Raw genomic sequence first — 17,664 nt, forward strand, 5'->3', positions numbered from 1 at the left:
TTATTTATAAAAAGATGTTCTGTCACCAAAATGTAATCATATTGAGAATCAATTGTATGACATGTGTATTACGGTTGTAACTCCGTTGCCGCATCTTTGCACCGGAAATAAGAAACTATAAAAGATGAGTATGAAACTGGATTTAGGAAAGCTGTTTTTCCTTATTTTACTACTGACCCTCTCTGCCATGACCGCCCTGGCAGGCAACATCAAAGGAACCGTTCTCGACAAGCAAACCCGGGAGCCGCTGACCGGAGCCACCGTGCAGATCACCGGAACTGCACAAGGCGCTGTGGCTGACATTGACGGCAACTACCTCCTGGAAGTGAAGAACGGAACGTACACCGTAACCGTGAGATATATAGGATATAAAGACATCCTGCTGAACAGTGTAAAGGTACAGAGTGAAACAATGCTGAACTTCGAGATGGAAAGTGACGCACAGGCTCTCGGCGAAGTCTCCGTAGTGGCCAAGAAGAACCTGGAAGGTGAACGTGCCCTGCAAATGGAACGGCAGAAAGCCACCCTCGCCATCGAAAATCTCGGAGCTAAAGAAATGAGTATCAAAGGTATCAGCAATGTGGAGGAAGGCGTGAAGAAGATAACAGGTATCTCCATCGCCAGTGCCGGACAACTGATTGTGCGCGGACTGGGCGACCGCTACAGCACCACTACTCTGAACGGGCTTCCCATCGCCTCCCCCAACCCGGACAACAAACTGATCCCGCTGGACATCTTCCCCGCCTCCACCGTGCAGAACATCACCGTGAGCAAAGTATATGATGCAGGTTCCTTTGCCGACTATTCGGGAGCGCACATCGACATCAGTACCAAGGAGAATGTAGGCAGTGATTTCTTCACCGTCAGCTTCAATGCAGGAGGCAAGTTCAATACACTTGGAAAAGATTTCTACCAGATGGACCGTGACGGCTCACTCTTCAAAACGCCCTCGCTGGACCGGAAACTAACGGATATGTCGCTCACCGACTTTGAAGAATACGCCCGCAGCAACCGCCTCTTCAACACCAGCTTCCAGGTGAGCAAGAAAACCTCCTTGCCCGAATTCGGCGGAAACATCGGTTTCGGCAAGCGCTTCGACATCGGTGGAAACGAACTCAGTCTCCTGGCATCCGTAGGCGTAAGCAACGACCTGCAAACCATGAACGACGCTTCGATAAGAACACTGGAAGCCACCGGAAATACCCTGAACGAATTCACCTACGACAGCTACTCCAACGAATTGAAAATAGCCGCACTCGGCAACCTGGGTTATAGCTTCCGCACAACGGACCGCATCGGCTACACCTTCTTCTATGCACGCAATGCCATCGACACTTATATGCATCGCGAAGGTATGGACTACGAAGACCACAACCTGATAGGCAGCAACAACGTGACGCACATCTACAGCCTGCAAAACCACCAGGTGAACGGCAAGCACCACTTCGGTCGCCAATGGGATGTGAACTGGAGCGGCTCGTACAGCAAGACAGCCAGTGACGAGCCCGACCGCCGGCAAGTGATGTATATCCGTGAAGACGACCAGGTCAAACTCTTCAAACTGAACCGCCAGGAAACCATGCGTTACTTCGGCGAGTTGAACGAAGACGAGTGGGTGGGCGACTTCACCGCCAGCTACCGCTTCGGCGACAACAACAAGTTGCAGGCCGGGTTCACCTACAAGGACAAGAACCGCGACTATATGGGCACACGCTTCTACTACAACCTGAACAAGCTGAACCCCACTATCACCGATATTTACGATACGGACGCCTTCCTCAACATGGAGAACGTAACGAACGGTTCCATCACCATAGACCGCAAAATGCAACCCAAAGACAGCTATACGGCAGGTAACAATATCTATGCAGGCTACATCTCCGCCGAATATTATCCGGTAGCCCCTTTACTGGTAAACCTGGGAGTACGTTATGAAGTCAGCAAGCAGTGGGTAGACTACTTCACCGACGGCGGAAAGGCCGGACGCAGCGAACTGAACAAGAATGACCTCTTTCCGGCACTGAACATGAAATACCAGATGAACGAAAAGAACAGTCTGCGCTTCGCCTTCTCCCGCACCGTGACGCGGCCTTCGTTCATCGAAATGGCACCGTTCCTCTACCAGGAGTCCTACGGTTCGGCACAGATCCGCGGTAATGCAGACTTGCAGAATGGTTACAATTATAACATCGACCTGCGCTATGAACTGTTCAGACAGAACGGGGATATGCTCTCCATCACAGGCTATTACAAGCATCTGAAAGCCCCGATAGAACGCGTGCAGACATTGGCAGGCGGTTCTGCCGTCCACTCCTTCCGCAATGCGGACGACGGTATGGCTACGGGTGTGGAGATAGAATTCCGCAAAGAAATAGTGAAAGACCTGCGTTTCGGCATCAACGGCTCTTACATGTACACCAACGTGAAACTGCCCGAAGGCGGTGCCTACACCAACAGCCAACGTGCCTTGCAGGGAGCGTCGCCCTATCTGGCGAATGCAGACCTCACCTACTCACCAAATTTTAGCGAAGAACGACAGCTCAGCGTTGCCCTGCTCTACAACCTGCAAGGCCCGCGCATCCATTCCGTAGGTATCTCCGGACTGGGAGACATCAAGCAACAGCCGGTACATACGCTGAACTTCACAGGCAGTTACCGCTTCAACAAACGCCTCACGGTGAAGTTGCAAGTCAACGACCTGCTGAACCAGGACATCCTTTTCAAACAGGAAGCGCCCACCACCGGAGAGAAGGTGGAAGTGGAACGTTTCAGGAAAGGTACAGGATTTGAAGTCGGTTTCAGCTACAACCTGTAAAAAATCACCAAAACCCGGACAGACTAACAACAATCATATTATTTCTTATTTTATCATTTCAAACAATTAAATTATGAGAACAATTAATTTGAAATTCATGAGTCTCGCCCTTGCGGCAAGCCTGACCTTATTCACCGCGTGTACCGATAACGAGCCCGACACTGGCGGCGGCGGTGAAGACAACAAGTATGAACTGACGAAAGACATCGAAAGCAATACGGAACTGGAAGCAGGAAAGACCTATACGCTGAGCGGCGGCATACACATAAAGAACGGCGCCACCCTGAAAATCCCCGCAGGCGTCACCATCGTTGCCAAACATGACGACGTAGTGGACTACATCCTCGTAGAACAAGGCGCCAAGATTGATGCCCAGGGAACCGCCAGCAGTCCCATCATCATGACTTCTGAAAAGAAAGAACCGGGCGCCTGGGGTGGTATCCACCTCTGCGGATATGCGCACACCAATGCCGAAGGCGGAACAGGCAGTTCCGAAATAGGCGGCGCAACTTATGGCGGCAACAATGATGCCGACAACTCCGGTACGTTGCGCTACGTCCGCGTAGAATACACCGGCTATGCCTTCGATGAAGAGCACGAGGCCAATGGCATCACCTTCTACGGCGTAGGTAGCGGCACAACGGTGGAATACTGCCAGGCCTACATGGGTTCGGACGACGGCTTCGAATTCTTTGGCGGCTCCGTAAACGTGAAGTATCTGGTGGCTACCGACTGTAGCGACGACTCCTTCGACTGGACCGAAGGATGGAACGGCAAAGCCCAGTTCCTCGTTGCCTACCAGGAAGCAGCCGAAACACTGGGATACGATTGCGACTGCCTGCTGGAGTGCGACAATAACGGCAAAAGCTTCGGCGCAACCCCAGTGGCACACCCCATCCTTGCCAACCTGACATTGATAGGCAACGGCGGTAGCAAACAAGGTGTACGCCTGCGTGCCGGAACCCAGGTGGAACTTTACAACACGCTCATCACCGGCAAAGGATTACCTCTGAGCGTAGAGACTGTCGAAACAGAGAACGCCCTGAAAGACGGCATCTCCAAAATAGAATATGTAGCCATCAGCGGAACAATCTCTTCCAAAGAAGGCATCTATACCAACCATATGTTTACAACTGCAACAGGCAATCTTGCTTCACAAACCTTCACCTGGGAGAACCTCTACGAAGGTACGCTCGATGGCGGCAAGGACCTCAGCGCCGACAGTTTCTTCACCAAAGCCGAATACAAAGGTGCAGTGAAGGCAGGCGACACCTGGACCAGCGGTAACTGGCTGAAACAATAATACACAGGAAACACACATCACTCGAAGCAAAAATAGCTTCTACAGCAGCAACGCCGGGCAGGTTCAGGGGAACCGCCCGGCGTTTGCGCGTATAGAGCTTGTCACTCTTTCTCTTTCTTCTTCTGTTCCTTCTTCAACTCCCGCACCTGGAAGCTGAACAAATCCAAATTCTTATAGATACGCTTCACAAAGCTGCCCGCTGCCTTAAAGCAAATGCGCGATATACGCACTTTGTCCGCTGTGCAGTCCTCCACCCGTTCCACAGGTTCGCTGGTGATGGCGGGAAAGAAGTTACCCAATCCACGGATGTTCACCGTACGCCCGCTGGCAAGGAAGTCGGCTATGATGTCCGGCAACTGTACCAACACGGACTGCGCATCGCCCACCTGCAACGAACTGATTTCGGCCAGTCGTTTCGCAATCTCCTCGTTGCTCACCGGCTCCGGTTGCAGCACCTTCGAAGCGGCATAGTAGCGCACCACTGCTTTGCCCTTACTCTTGTCCACCTTCTTGCGGACTACATAATTCATTGTCATGTCTTTCTTCTCTTTCTTTATTATTAGTTTATTATCAATGTTTTATGCCACACGCACCTATACTTAGCATCCATCATACCTATACTTTATTGTTCACGCATAAGGACTGAGCACACATCACTTTAGGACTGAGTATCGAAAACACCCGGATGTTTTACCCTAAAACATGGGGATGTTTTCACCCAAAACACCCGGATGTTTTACCCCAAAACATGGGGATGTTTTCGGAGAAAAGATGGGGATGTTATGACCTTTCAAAGTAGGACTCAAAGGTACTAAGTCCTAATGAGAAATGCAATGAATAGGTATGCTTTGTGAGATGAAGATATAACACAAATCATTTAGTCCTTCAGGATTGTCTTTCGGAAATCATCTCCGGATGGTGACTGGAACACATGCAGGTCGAATTCGGAAATAATAGCCAGTAGGTGGTCAAAGACGTCGGACTGCAAATCCTCGTAAGGTATCCAGGATGTGGTAGCGGAGAAGAAATAAAGTTCCAATGGGATACCATGATCGGTAGGCTGGAGCTGGCGCACCATGCAAGTCATATCATGGTTTACACCCGGATGACTCTTCAGGTAGCAGTTCAGATAAGCACGGAAGACACCGAGATTTGTCTGACGGCGACCGTTCACAAGGATGGAGTTATCAATGTGATGCTCCTGGTTATACTCTTTTATCACTTCTTCCGTCTGCTCCACATAGTCCGTCAGGAGTTGTATCTTGCGATATTTAGCCAGCATTTCGGGAGTGCAGAACTTCACGCTGTTCATGTCGATGTTGATGGAACGTTTGATACGGCGTCCGCCACTCTCCTGCATGCCGCGCCAGTTCTGGAAAGAGTCGCTCACCAACAGATAGGGAGGAATGGTAGTGATGGTCTTATCGAAATTGCGTATCTTCACCGTGTTCAGTGACACTTCTATCACATCACCATCCGCACCATACTTGGGCATGGTAATCCAGTCGCCCACTCTCAGCATATTGTTAGCAGAGAGTTGCACACCGGAGACGAAGCCCATGATACTGTCCTTGAATACCAACATCAGCACAGCCGCCGAAGCTCCCAGGCCGGTGAGCAATACACCGGGCGAACGGTCTATCAGTATGCTGACAACGATGATGCCGCCAATAAAATAAATAATGACCTGTGCCGTCTGCAAAAATCCTTTCAGAGGGCGGTCACGGAACTGTTCCTTCTCACTGTAAACGGTATAAACTGCCGTAAGCAGAGCGCTGATAAAGCTGAGGAACATGATAATGATGAAGATAAGGCAGAAGCGCTGGATAAGCGCAAGCGTCGCCGAATCTGCATCGGAGAATGCCAGAGGAATCAGGATATAAACAAGAATAGGCGCCACCATGCGGCTGAGATGCACCATAACCTTACGGTCGAAAACGATGTCATCCCACGTGGCCTTGGTTTGTTTTACCAGACGCGAAACGACTTTCAGCAAGATGTTCCGACAAACAGCGTCGGCCAGATAAGCTACAAGGAGTACTCCCAGAAAAGCTATAAATTGATCTAACTGGTCGGCCAATGACTGGCTGAAACCTAATGTTTGAAGTCCTTCATTGATTTGTTGTACAATGCTCATGATACTAAGGGTTTATTATTGAATTATTCACTTCTCCCTTTCCAGGAAGTCTCTTATATCCTCTTTCAACCACTGATACAGGTAAAGGTTCTTGTAACCGCTGTTCTTTTTCAGCATCAGACTGACGTTGACCTGGCTGTTCTCATAGCTGGTCAGCTCGTTATGGAATTGTACGTTGTGGGCGGCCAGGCGCTTGATTTCCTGTTCGCGCTCACGACGCAGCACGGTGCAGACGGGAATGAGAAGTTTCATCACAACGCTGTCCATGAGGTGGTGTCCCTGTATGTAGAGGTAAGCTGTATCAGGGTTCAGCCCCAGCCTGTCGAATTCCGCGGTCAGGCTATCCACAGGTTTTATATACTGCGGGAAGCGCTTACGCAGTTCGGAGAGTTTTGCCGAAACGGCACGTTGCACAGGTTCCAGCGTCCGTTCGGGGTGATGCACATTGACTTCTTGCAAGCGCGTGCAGGCGTTGAAGTCGTACATCGGAAAAGTAGACGTATCACGCCGGCGATAAAAGAAAACGTTCCACAGGAAAAGCGGATAGACAATCTGCGAATAGCTTTTCAGGAAAGCAGGGAAGTCTATCAGTTTACGGTCGTTCAACGTGGCTTGCACACATACTTCATGCAGGCTTTCGGCATAGCAATGGAAGTTCTCGATGGCATAGGCATACGTCTGGAATATATAGGGACTACTGTTTATCTTATGGGAAACGCTCGTCTTGCCTTGCAACAGGAAATCGTAGTCACTGTCCACACAGGCTATCAGGCTTTTGCCCAGTTCGGCAGTGTTCAGCGTATTCATCAACACCATTTTCTTCCCTTTCGCAAGGGAAGTAGCCGAGGGCAGCATCACCTGGAAATAATATTCATCTGTCTCAAACTCCGCCAGCAACGTTCGCCAGAAAGCTACATCGTCGTAACTTTCCACATAAGCCACAATGCGCCGCCGGGCTTTCTTAGGATAAAGTTTGTTAGCAGCATTGAAGTAGGCGGAGGTAAGATTATGTTTTAAAGAAGTAGCCACTTTTTTAGTTATTAGTTATAACTGAAGAAATTTCATCAACCTCCGTCACCGCATCCAGCCAGCCTTCCATGATGACGGCGGGGGAATGGGTGGTAAGTATCAGTTGCACGTTGGGATTCAGTTCGCGTATCATGCTGATGAGCTTCTGTTGCCACTCGATGTGCAGGGAGGCTTCGGGCTCGTCCATGAAGAGGACGCAGTGGGCATCGTCGCGCACCAGTACGGTAAGGAGGATGATAAGCATCTGTTTCTCACCGGAGGAAAGTTTATAAGGCAAAAGGCGTTCGCCATCCTGGTAGAAAATGATTTCGTTGCTGCGGCGGTCTATGGTCTTGCGGGTGTAGCTGAACAACTGGTCCATCATGTCCTGAAACTTCCGCTTGGGGATGGATAGGGAGGCGGCTTGCGCGCGCTGCTGTTCATCACCGGAAAGGAGTTCTATCATCTTGTTGCCGATGTTGACCTGATAGTCGAGGTAGCGGCGTTGCAGGAGGTAGAGTTGCCAGTCGAGTTCGGACTTGACATTCGGGTCGGCCATGCGGGCAGTGAAGTCGCCCATTATCAGGGGGCGGTCGTAACTGCGAATGACGTCATAAGGGATGTAAGTGGCATCGGGATGGTCGAAGGTGATACGTACCCCTTCTATCTCACCGTTCTTTATCTCGCCCGAAAGTTCTTCCAGATAGTGGACGGAACGGTTGAGGATGGTGGTCTTCCCTACTCCGTTGATGCCGGAAAGGATGTTGACATCGGGACGCAGATTCCACGCTATGTTATAACGGTCCCACAACCCGTGTATCTCGATTCGCTGGATGTAATTGGCTTGTTGTTCCATAGTTCTTACTTTTAATTAGAAACAAATATACGTGATAATCTCTGATTTCCACGCCCTACGGATAGAAAATTCACTCTTCGACAGGCAAATCTATGCAGAAGCGGGTACCATCCCTATAGGAGGTATCAAGATAAATGGAGCCGCCCAGACGGTTTCGTAAGACGACATTGGTAAAGGTTCCAGAGATACTATCAAAATACAAAGTAATTGTGAGGATATACTTAACTGTAATAAGAAACCTCTCAATGACTTCACCGCAAGTATATAAAAGCCGAAAAGACTTCCTCGTTTCAAAAAATAGTTGTTCTTTTGCATCCTCAAAAGCGAAAAGAATATGAATAAGAATGTACAAGGGCACATATTCGCCCTGACTGCCAATGTTTTATGGGGACTAATGGCTCCTATCGGCAAATCTGCACTTATGGAGTTTTCGGCCTTGTCAGTAACTACGTTCCGTATGGTGGGCGCAGCGGCCTGTTTCTGGCTATTGTCGGCTTTCTGCAAACGCGAACATGTAGATCACCGGGATATGCTGAAAATATTCTTCGCATCACTCTTTGCACTGGTCTTCAATCAAGGGGTTTATATCTTCGGACTTTCAATGACTTCGCCCATTGATGCATCCATCGTGACGACAACGCTGCCCATCGTAACCATGATAATAGCGGCTATCTATCTGAAAGAGCCGGTTACCAATCTGAAAGTGTTGGGCATCTTTGTGGGTGCCATGGGAGCTTTGATACTTATTATGAGCAGCCAGACTGCAGGTGGTGGCAACAGCAGTATCATCGGGGATTTACTCTGCCTGGTTGCACAAATCAGCTTCTCCATTTATCTGACCGTATTCAAGGGCTTGTCGCAGAAATATTCTCCTATCACGCTGAATAAGTGGATGTTCGTGTATGCATCCATGTGCTATATCCCGTTCTCTTATCATGATGTGGCAAGTATTCAGTGGACGGAAATCTCTACGGCTGCATTCGTGCAAGTGGGATATGTAGTAGTGGGAGGTAGTTTCCTTGCTTACATCTTTATTATGACTGCCCAAAGGCTGATGCGCCCGACAGTGGTAAGCATGTACAATTATATGCAACCTATCGTAGCTTCCATTGCTGCCATCATCATGGGGCTGGGAGTATTCGGATGGGAAAAAGGAGCTGCTATTGCCTTGGTGTTCCTTGGAGTGTATATTGTGACAAAGAGTAAGTCGAAGGCAGACTTTGAAAAGGCTGGGAAAGAGGTGTGAGATAGAGTGATTAGCGGTTGGTGATTAGTGATTAGTAGGCTGCGCTATGATGCCGCAGGGTACTAATCACTAATCATCAACCACCAATCACTATTTTTTCAGCTCTCCGAAATACGTATCGAGAAGACTTTTCGCTGCCACAAAGGAGGTGAGCTTGCCTTGCAGGACTTGTTGTTCTTTCTCTGCCAACATCGCCTCTATAGCAGGATTATGATAGAAACTATCGCGCAAACGTTCGTTGATGCTTTCGTACATCCAATATTTGCTTTGCTCATTACGGCGGTACTCAAAGTAACCATTATCTTTCACAAAAGCGATGTACTCGTAAATCATATCCCAGATTTCCTTCACACCCAAGTTATAGAAACCGGAATAGGTCATCACCTGCGGCGTCCATCCTGATTCGGGAGCAGGGAACAGATGCAATGCATTGCGGAATTGCGTTGCAGCCAACTTGGCACGATCCAGATTGTCACCGTCAGCCTTATTGATAACGATACCGTCCGCCATCTCCATAATGCCGCGTTTGATGCCTTGCAACTCATCGCCCGTACCGGCCAACTGAATAAGCAGGAAGAAATCGACCATAGAGTGTACAGCCGTCTCGCTTTGTCCTACACCTACTGTCTCTACAAATATCTTATCGAAGCCTGCCGCCTCACAAAGAATAATCGTTTCACGCGTTTTGCGAGCCACACCACCAAGAGACCCTGCCGATGGACTGGGGCGAATAAAAGAACTGGGATGAACGGAAAGTTGCTCCATACGCGTCTTATCCCCCAAGATACTGCCTTTGCTACGTTCGCTACTGGGGTCGATGGCAAGTACTGCCAGTTTACCGGCATATTTCTCTAATACATGCAGACCGAAAACATCAATAGAAGTACTCTTTCCCGCTCCCGGCACACCACTGATGCCCACACGGACAGAATTTCCCGAATAAGGCAGACATTTCTCAATAACTTCTTGCGCCACTGCCTGATGCTCAGGCTTCACACTTTCCACCAAAGTCACCGCCTGGCTCAGAATGGTTACATCCCCTTTTATGATACCTTCCACAAACTCTGCTACGGAAAGCTGACGTTTCTTAGGTTTCAGACGACGATAGGGATTGACAGATGAAGGTTGCTCAATGCCTGCATTGACAACCAGTCCTTTATAGGATTCATTGTTTTCAGGATGTTCCATGACGGGGCAAATTAAGGAATGAATAATTAAAGAATGAAAATTAGGAAATTACTTGGCTTTGATATTAATCTCCACCTTCGGTTGCGTAGGGTCGTTTGTTATCATCAGAATGCGCAGGTGGCGTTTCTTCTTGGCAATGTTCCTCTTATCCACCGTCACACGCAAACGGGTAGTTTCGCCCGGCTGCAACACGCTCTTCTTCAAACCTACACCCAAGGCAGGATTGAAAACTTGCAATTTACTGATTTGCAACGGAGAACGTCCGGCATTGGTGAGTTGTATATCATGTTTCACCTTATTCTTCTTTGCCAGCAAAGCACTCAGGTCTATATCTGTTTCCGAAAGACGGATAACGGGAGCATTAGCCATATCTGAAGCAGTAAGACCGGAAAAGTCGGGTAATAGGATGGCAGAAAGCGGTATTTCGTTTTCGTCACTCACCTTATCACCAGTGAAACGGGAAAGATAAACGGACGATTGAGTCAATCCGAGGTCTGTCAGTTTCTCAGTGTTAAGAGTCAAGGTGATGAGACCTCTCTCACCTTTTTGAAGCACATTGGGTTCTACCTCCATGTCCAGATAAGAAGGCAGATGCATCAGCACGGGTTCATACGAACGATCCGACTGGTTCACCACACCGATACGTATCACAGGTTTCTCACCACGGTGGGTATCAGGGAAATCTATTTCGTTCTTGTCGATACGTATCTGGCCGATAAGATAAGGATAGGCATTCGTAAAGTCTTTTATCTCACGCACCACCTCACCCGTGAAGTGCAGGTAAGCCAGATTAGGCTCTGCATTCGTGTAAACGGCTACGGACTTGTCAAAGTGTCCCAACGCTTTCGCATCAAAGTCCACAGTGATAGTACCTTTATCACCGGGGGCAATGGGTGTCTGCGTCCATTGGGCTACGGAACAGGCACAGGAAGGGTCCACGTCAGTAAGCACCAGAGGCTGGTCGCCCGTGTTGGTGATGACATACTGCACGCTGACGGGATGTTTCCATTCTATCTGTCCGAAGCTATGCGTTTCTTTATTGGACGAAAAACGCGGTTGCGCCATGGCGGTAAGTGCAGTGGCGGCAAGCGCGCATATACATATCAGGGTTCGTTTCATTCGTTTCTCTTTTTTTAGGATGCACAAAAGTAGGTGTTTTAAATGAGAGTTCCTAAAAGGCTGTTTTAAAATTTCTTGTATTATATACAGATACGCGGGGTTCGTTTCATATTTTGAAAAGAACCCCGCGCTTCTATGTCTCTGTATGCAATACTATTCTACATCGACTTTCATGGATGACGAATGCGCGGCATATTCCGGTGCATAAGCACATTGTATGGTTGCCAGTCCGGCTTCATACTGACCGCTGCGGCTGACGCGATAGCTGTATTCCAGCACATATACGCCTTTACTCAAACTGTCGAAGAAGAAATTAGTGGAAGCGTCTTCTATCTCCACATAATAACCTGTTCCGCTATTCCAGCGATAACCGGAGATGAAATTCATCGGTTCGAAGCAAGCTCCGCGTTGGTCTTTCAACTGAACGAAGTCCATAGCACGGTCGAGGCGTATCGTCAGGCGGGAAACCACTTTATCACCTACATTCAGACGGGTGGAAGCAGTAACCGGCTGTAATTCGGCCTTTCCACCGGGCAAGGTGCGCTCTACGTAGAGTTTCTTTTCAACAGCCAACTCGCCTCCCTGTTGTTTCACGTCGGAAATCGGAGATAAATATTGTGCATAGACTGCACCCCATGCAACGCCTGCATCCCGTTTTTCTACCGTAATGGACTTGGCACGCAATTCAGGGCTGCCTTGTGCAAAGCTCTCCTTGATATATCCCAAACCGGGAACAGTAGTCTTGGCAGGGCTATATGTTTCCAATACTTTATTACCAAGCACAATGCGTACATCACCACGGGATACCAACAGATCGCTACCCTGGCAGAGCAATGCATAAATGGCATCGGCTGTTGCCACGGACGAATTCCAGCTTGTAGTTTGTTTCTGCTTCAGCAACCAGAGTTTCATTTCTTCTACCAGTGCACCGTTGCCACCTGCCATACGCAGGGCTTCCATTACCTCTACATGAACAGAAATCGGCTGAGTTCCCCAAAGGAAGGGCTTTTCATTGAAAGCAAAGTAAGCACCCCGCTCATTTGTCTGCACCAGATGCTCTTTGATGGAGGCGATGAACTCATTAGTCTCGGACGCACGGCCTGCTTTTTGCAGAATGACGGCGGACTGTGCCTTGATGCCCATTGCATTTGAATTCAGGTTCTTGCCGACCATAGAAAGGAAGTAGCGGTAAGCCGCTTCATTGGCAACGGGAACTTTCTCACCGGAGATAGCTACCAGATAGAGATATTGCATAGCCGGGTATGAAAGAGTAGTTATCTTGGCACCATTCTTTTCGGCTTTACGGATATTCTTGTATTCTTCCAACGCCTGCTGATGCAGATAGTTGAAAGCATTCTGCTGCATGGAAAGGGCATCATTGGAATTCTTGGCTCCGGTGAGCAAAGGCAGGCGGACGAGAAGTTCGGTTATATACCCCGTCATGCTACGGCTGCCGGGCATACCTTTGTACCAACTCCAGGCACCGTTTGACTCTTGCAATTCCTTCAATCTGGTAAGAGCGGTTATATTTCCATTTGCCAGATTATTAAGATCGAACAAGGTGGCGATACGTGCCTGCTGTTCAGCTTCTGTAGTGGCTTCCATCAGCCACGGGCTTTCTTCAAGAAGGATATTCTTCACATCCTGGTTCTTCTGCAACTGGCTGAGGAAAGTTTCTTTCTTACCACCCTGCATACGCCAGCTATCGAATACGGCTTTAATGCGCGGCTGACTGTTGGCGATATAAGAGGCAAGGGAATTTGCATAATAAGCGGCAGCCCAGGCTGTAGCATTGTCCGTGCGAGGCTGGCTTAACGTAGGCAATGCCTGAACGGCATACCAAGCCGGATTACCGGTGAACTCTACTGTCAGTCGACGGTCGGTAGCCGTACGGCTGTTGTAATTGAACAGGCTGTCCAGAGAGAAGGTACGGGTTTCTTGACCACGTATCGGCATGGCGAGGGTTTCGGTGATATATTCCTTGTTGCTCAATACGGGCAATAAGTGTTGCTCACCATCACTGAATGTACCGCCATCAGCAATCATGCGAACACCTAAAAAGTCGTACTTATCTGTCACGGTAAAGCGGAAAGTAACAGGAACGGTCTTTCCTGCTTCCACAGTGAAAGGTTGACTCTGCGTGGAAATCACTTTCTCTGTCATCGGGTTAAAGAGGATGAATTTAGTAGTTCCTTTCAGAGCCTTGCCTGTCAGGTTAGTTACGGTTGCGGCAATACTCGTCTTATCCCCTACCCGCACGAAACGCGGCATGTTGGGGGACAACATAAATTCTTTGGACGTAACTGCCGAAGCATCCAGCGTGCCCGTGAGCATACCTTTCGTATGGGAATATCCACGGAAATTCCAGCGCGTCAGACTTTGCGGCATAGTGAAGGAGAAGGATATTTCACCTTGTTCGTTGGTGCGCAGTTGTGGATAGAAGAACGCTGTTTCGGCAAAGCTAGTGCGAAGTTCAACTGTGGAAGCTCCGCCTGTAGCCATTTCAGGTGCTTCCATCGCTTTTTCAAAAATCGCATGTTCCTCAATATCCGCGTCGTCACCCGCAACAACCATATCCGCCGAGTTCTTTGCCATAGCCCTGCTCTGAACAGTTGCCATTCCTCCTACGCTACCAGTTAAATTAGCCTTCCTTGTACTCCTATATCCCAACACTACCGCTCCCGCAAAATCTATTGGAGAATAGAAACGGTCATATATCATCACAGGTACTTTCCAATCTTTTATCGGGAAGCTACAAGAGTAATACAACCTGTTCATATAGCTTTCATGCCAACCGATACCAGGCATATAATTGGAATAGTCTACAAAGAAGCTCTGGCGGTTATAATATATCTTATCCAAAGAAGCGTCATACATCGTAGCAAGCATTTCAGCCATAGCCGGGGTGCCTTGCGGAGTCTTTATCGTCAAGCGCCATTCTTCTTCCTGTCCGGGGCGTAGCTTATCGCGGAAAACATCCCATTTCATGGTCAACTCCTTGTCCGGCACGCGTTTTCTCAATCTTACCAGCTTTGAATAATGTTTGCCGTCTTTGACGAAAGTGAACAGGTATTCGATTCCATTGCCGTATGCCTCCCGATAGGGAACATCGAAACGGACTATAGAGTCGGACAACTGAAGCGTCTTGCTTTCCAGACGCTGTTTGCCGTTGAATATATCCAGCATCACGTAAGCGTCTTTATAGGAAGTTCCAAAACAGAACTGTGCCGGACGTCCGGCATCAAACTCGTCATTGCGGATATAGAACCAAACGTCGGACTTCACCACTGGGCGATTATCAGTATAAGAGAAAAGAACAATCTTCTTTTCAAAATCCACGTTTCTGCCCTGGTCGTCCTTAGCTTTCAGTTGCAGTTCATATTCACCGGAAGGCAAATTCTTCCATTCCGGCAACAGGGTGGCTATATTAGATTCAAAAGTAGCACTGATGCGAACCAGTGAATCTCCGTTCACTACCTGCAGCAGACGGTAATCGCCTTTCAGTGCTACCGGTCCTCCATTAAGGTTCTTCGCATGGAAAGTAAGACAAATACTATCATCCTTGCAGATACGTTCCTCATCATCAACAGAAAGAACTACCGAACGATTGCCTGCTGCCAATGATGTGATGGCTGTCTGTGTTTCACCGGCCAGGTTCGTGACGGATGCTTCTATCCGATAGGTATAATAGACGTTATTATCATCATCACCTTTCAGACAAACAGGGATGATGAAATCTCCATCATCGCCTACGGTTACGTTGCCGGAAGCGATAGGCGTGCCTCCATTTCCATATCCCCGCCACCACGAATAAATATTCCGGATAACTGTATAATTCAATTCCAGTCCCTGCAAAGGTACACCACTGAATGAACTTGCATTACCCTTCACTTGTACACTGTCTCCCACCTGATAGGATGCCTTTTGAGAATCGAATACGATATCAAAGGTTGGACGTTTATATTCTTCCACTTGTATATCCGCCCAGCCCTCGCTCTTTGCACCGGAAGCTTCTATGGTATAATTTCCATTCAAGCAGGCCGTGGGAAGCATAAACTCCGTTGCAAATGAACCGAACTCGTTCGTCCGTAGTTCTTTGCGTGAAATTTCCCTGCGGTTTACGTCACGTAGCACCACTCCACATACAACATTCGGGATTACATCAGCCGTATCACCCTTTTGAGTATAGGCTATACCTTTCACATAAACAGTTTGTCCGGGACGATACAAAGAACGGTCGGTCAGTAGCTTCCACTCATTAAGCGGTTCCTCAAAATCGTCTCCCCAACTCGTAAAAGAACCGGAAGATGTACGCTGAAGCAGCATTGCCGTATCCAAACCTTTTCTGACAACCAAAGAACGAATCTTTGAATCCGACTTATACACTACTTTACCGGCTACATCCGTCGTTTTCCGTTCCACTTCCTTGTTATCCTTTCCTATATAATAGGTAGAATAGAAAATGACTTCGGCATCAGCAACTGGATTACCTGTTTTAGCATCCAGCACCACTACCTCATTATTATTTCCCGGCAGCGCCATCGTCAGAGCCTTAAATCGGGTCAGATAAATGAAATTTTCCGAACTCTTCCCTTCTTTACTATCCGGAACAACCTGCAAGACATAAATGCCCGGTTCATCAGGCAATAAAATACTATATGTACCGGAAGCTAAATTATAATCTTCCGGACGGGACAGCACCAAATGTTCCGCCTTTACCTTACGGGTATATTTCTTATAAAAAGCAGAGTTTATCTCCGGCATTTCAGTAACCGACTCTGTCAAAGTGGTACGGAACAAATTGACTGTAAAGCCATCTAAGTTCTTGTGAGTAACCTGCAATGCCAAAGAATCACCGGGATAGGCAGTCTTATTCGTATTCAAAGTCAGTTCGGGGCGCAGAATATCTCCCTTCAGACTATGCAATGCCGAAATTCGTTTGTAATCGGGATAAAGGCTGATAGCCTCATCACAAAGCTGCAAAGCTTTCTGATTTTTCTGTTCATTACGATAGTAACGCGCCTTAGCCAAATAGGCTTCCGCACAAACATCACGCTTGGCATAATCTTTAATAATACGATCCAGCGCACGCAGGTACTGGTTCGGAGCATCACTCTCTCCCTCTTTTAAAGCACGGGGACGAAGCAATACATCTTCTCTCTGATTGCGCCACTTCATGTAATCCAACATAGTCAACACGGTTGCATCCTCCCGGTCCGGCATCTTCCGGTAGGTATTAATCATCTGCCCGTAAATGCCCATGATTTTACTTTTCACAAGCGTATCCGTATCAAAGTCCGATACGTTTTGTAAAGCTTCAATGGATCGCGATGCCAGCAAATGATACATATCATGGTGATAATACTCACTTGCATCTCCCAAAACTACAAAAGGAACATAACTGCGTGAGGACGTTTTCAGCAGTTCAACCGAGTCTTTCAGAGCTTCACCGGTATATTTCATAACTTGTTGCATGAACAAGTTACCACTCCACTCACGGATATCCTTCGGCAAGGCATTTTCCTCCAAATCAAGCGAAGTACGTCGCCCTAATTCCCAACGGTTACCGGCCGCATAATCAGCATAGATATTGGCTACCAGCGAATTGAGCACGGCACGGCTAACTGTATTCTCTTCCAGCTTAGCCCATTGTTCCAATCCTTGCAGATTGACATAAAAACTATCAGGCGTCAACATATCCTGATTGTCTCTCCGGCACATGTAGGCTTTCAACATCTGCGGGGTATTTTTTTCTTTCTCCCCCTTCCGGAATATCTCATCCGCCAGCTTAATTACGGTTTGCGGCAAGCTTTTCTGTTCAGCCTGCTCCACTTGTTTCCACAACTTATCAAACGACTGCGCATGCAGCATGGGCATACAGCCCAGGAATGCCGCCAGCAGCACTAAACTACAAATTCTTCGAATTCTTTCCATGGATACTATTCTGTTAGTCTTTGTACTAACAACAAAGGAAAGAAATAAAGTTTAAACA

At 48.1% G+C, this 17,664-nt stretch carries 11 protein-coding genes; 4 read left to right on the forward strand and 7 right to left on the reverse strand.

Annotated elements, in window-relative coordinates; all coding sequences use genetic code 11:
• Nucleotides 1-124: 124 nt before the first annotated feature.
• Nucleotides 125-2,815 carry a TonB-dependent receptor gene (locus tag BUC01_RS02615; RefSeq protein WP_083595425.1) on the forward strand — a complete coding sequence of 897 codons (2,691 nt, stop codon included), beginning with the start codon at nt 125-127 and terminating at the stop codon, nt 2,813-2,815.
• 73 nt (nt 2,816-2,888) lie between these two features.
• On the forward strand, nt 2,889-4,118 hold the full coding sequence (locus BUC01_RS02620; RefSeq protein WP_073312633.1) for a hypothetical protein: 1,230 nt from the start codon (nt 2,889-2,891) through the stop codon (nt 4,116-4,118).
• 101 nt (nt 4,119-4,219) lie between these two features.
• Here the strand turns inward: BUC01_RS02620 and BUC01_RS02625 are convergent, their stop codons facing one another.
• From BUC01_RS02625 to BUC01_RS02640, 4 genes are all read right to left on the reverse strand, one after another.
• Nucleotides 4,220-4,654, reverse strand: a complete 435-nt coding sequence (locus BUC01_RS02625; protein WP_025831848.1) for an HU family DNA-binding protein — start codon at nt 4,652-4,654, stop codon at nt 4,220-4,222.
• 341 nt (nt 4,655-4,995) lie between these two features.
• Nucleotides 4,996-6,255, reverse strand: a complete 1,260-nt coding sequence (locus BUC01_RS02630; protein ID WP_025831846.1) for a mechanosensitive ion channel family protein — start codon at nt 6,253-6,255, stop codon at nt 4,996-4,998.
• A 27-nt stretch (nt 6,256-6,282) separates the two neighbouring features.
• Nucleotides 6,283-7,284: a DUF4435 domain-containing protein gene (locus BUC01_RS02635; protein WP_025831845.1), complete on the reverse strand. Its 1,002-nt coding sequence runs from the start codon at nt 7,282-7,284 to the stop codon at nt 6,283-6,285.
• A gap of 4 nt (nt 7,285-7,288) precedes the next feature.
• Nucleotides 7,289-8,119 (reverse strand): AAA family ATPase, encoded by an 831-nt coding sequence (locus tag BUC01_RS02640; RefSeq protein ID WP_025831844.1) that lies wholly within the window; start codon nt 8,117-8,119, stop codon nt 7,289-7,291.
• A gap of 31 nt (nt 8,120-8,150) precedes the next feature.
• On the opposite strand from BUC01_RS02640, the gene BUC01_RS26045 reads away from it, so the two are divergent.
• Together BUC01_RS26045 and BUC01_RS02650 are read left to right on the forward strand one after the other, a co-directional pair.
• Nucleotides 8,151-8,279 (forward strand): hypothetical protein, encoded by a 129-nt coding sequence (locus tag BUC01_RS26045; protein ID WP_262483998.1) that lies wholly within the window; start codon nt 8,151-8,153, stop codon nt 8,277-8,279.
• A 174-nt stretch (nt 8,280-8,453) separates the two neighbouring features.
• Nucleotides 8,454-9,365 carry a DMT family transporter gene (locus BUC01_RS02650; RefSeq protein WP_025831843.1) on the forward strand — a complete coding sequence of 304 codons (912 nt, stop codon included), beginning with the start codon at nt 8,454-8,456 and terminating at the stop codon, nt 9,363-9,365.
• Nucleotides 9,366-9,455: 90 nt separating this feature from the next.
• Here BUC01_RS02650 and meaB read toward each other — a convergent pair whose 3' ends face one another.
• From meaB to BUC01_RS02665, 3 genes are all read right to left on the reverse strand, one after another.
• On the reverse strand, nt 9,456-10,553 hold the full coding sequence (gene meaB, locus BUC01_RS02655; RefSeq protein WP_025831842.1) for a methylmalonyl Co-A mutase-associated GTPase MeaB: 1,098 nt from the start codon (nt 10,551-10,553) through the stop codon (nt 9,456-9,458).
• A 48-nt stretch (nt 10,554-10,601) separates the two neighbouring features.
• A complete protein-coding gene (locus BUC01_RS02660) occupies nt 10,602-11,672 on the reverse strand; it encodes a DUF1573 domain-containing protein (protein WP_073312634.1) in 1,071 nt (356 codons plus the stop codon).
• Nucleotides 11,673-11,825: 153 nt separating this feature from the next.
• Nucleotides 11,826-17,606, reverse strand: a complete 5,781-nt coding sequence (locus BUC01_RS02665) for an alpha-2-macroglobulin family protein (protein ID WP_073312635.1) — start codon at nt 17,604-17,606, stop codon at nt 11,826-11,828.
• Nucleotides 17,607-17,664: the final 58 nt, after the last annotated feature.

The organism is Bacteroides stercorirosoris (assembly GCF_900142015.1).
GTDB classification, from domain to species: Bacteria; Bacteroidota; Bacteroidia; order Bacteroidales; family Bacteroidaceae; genus Bacteroides; species Bacteroides stercorirosoris.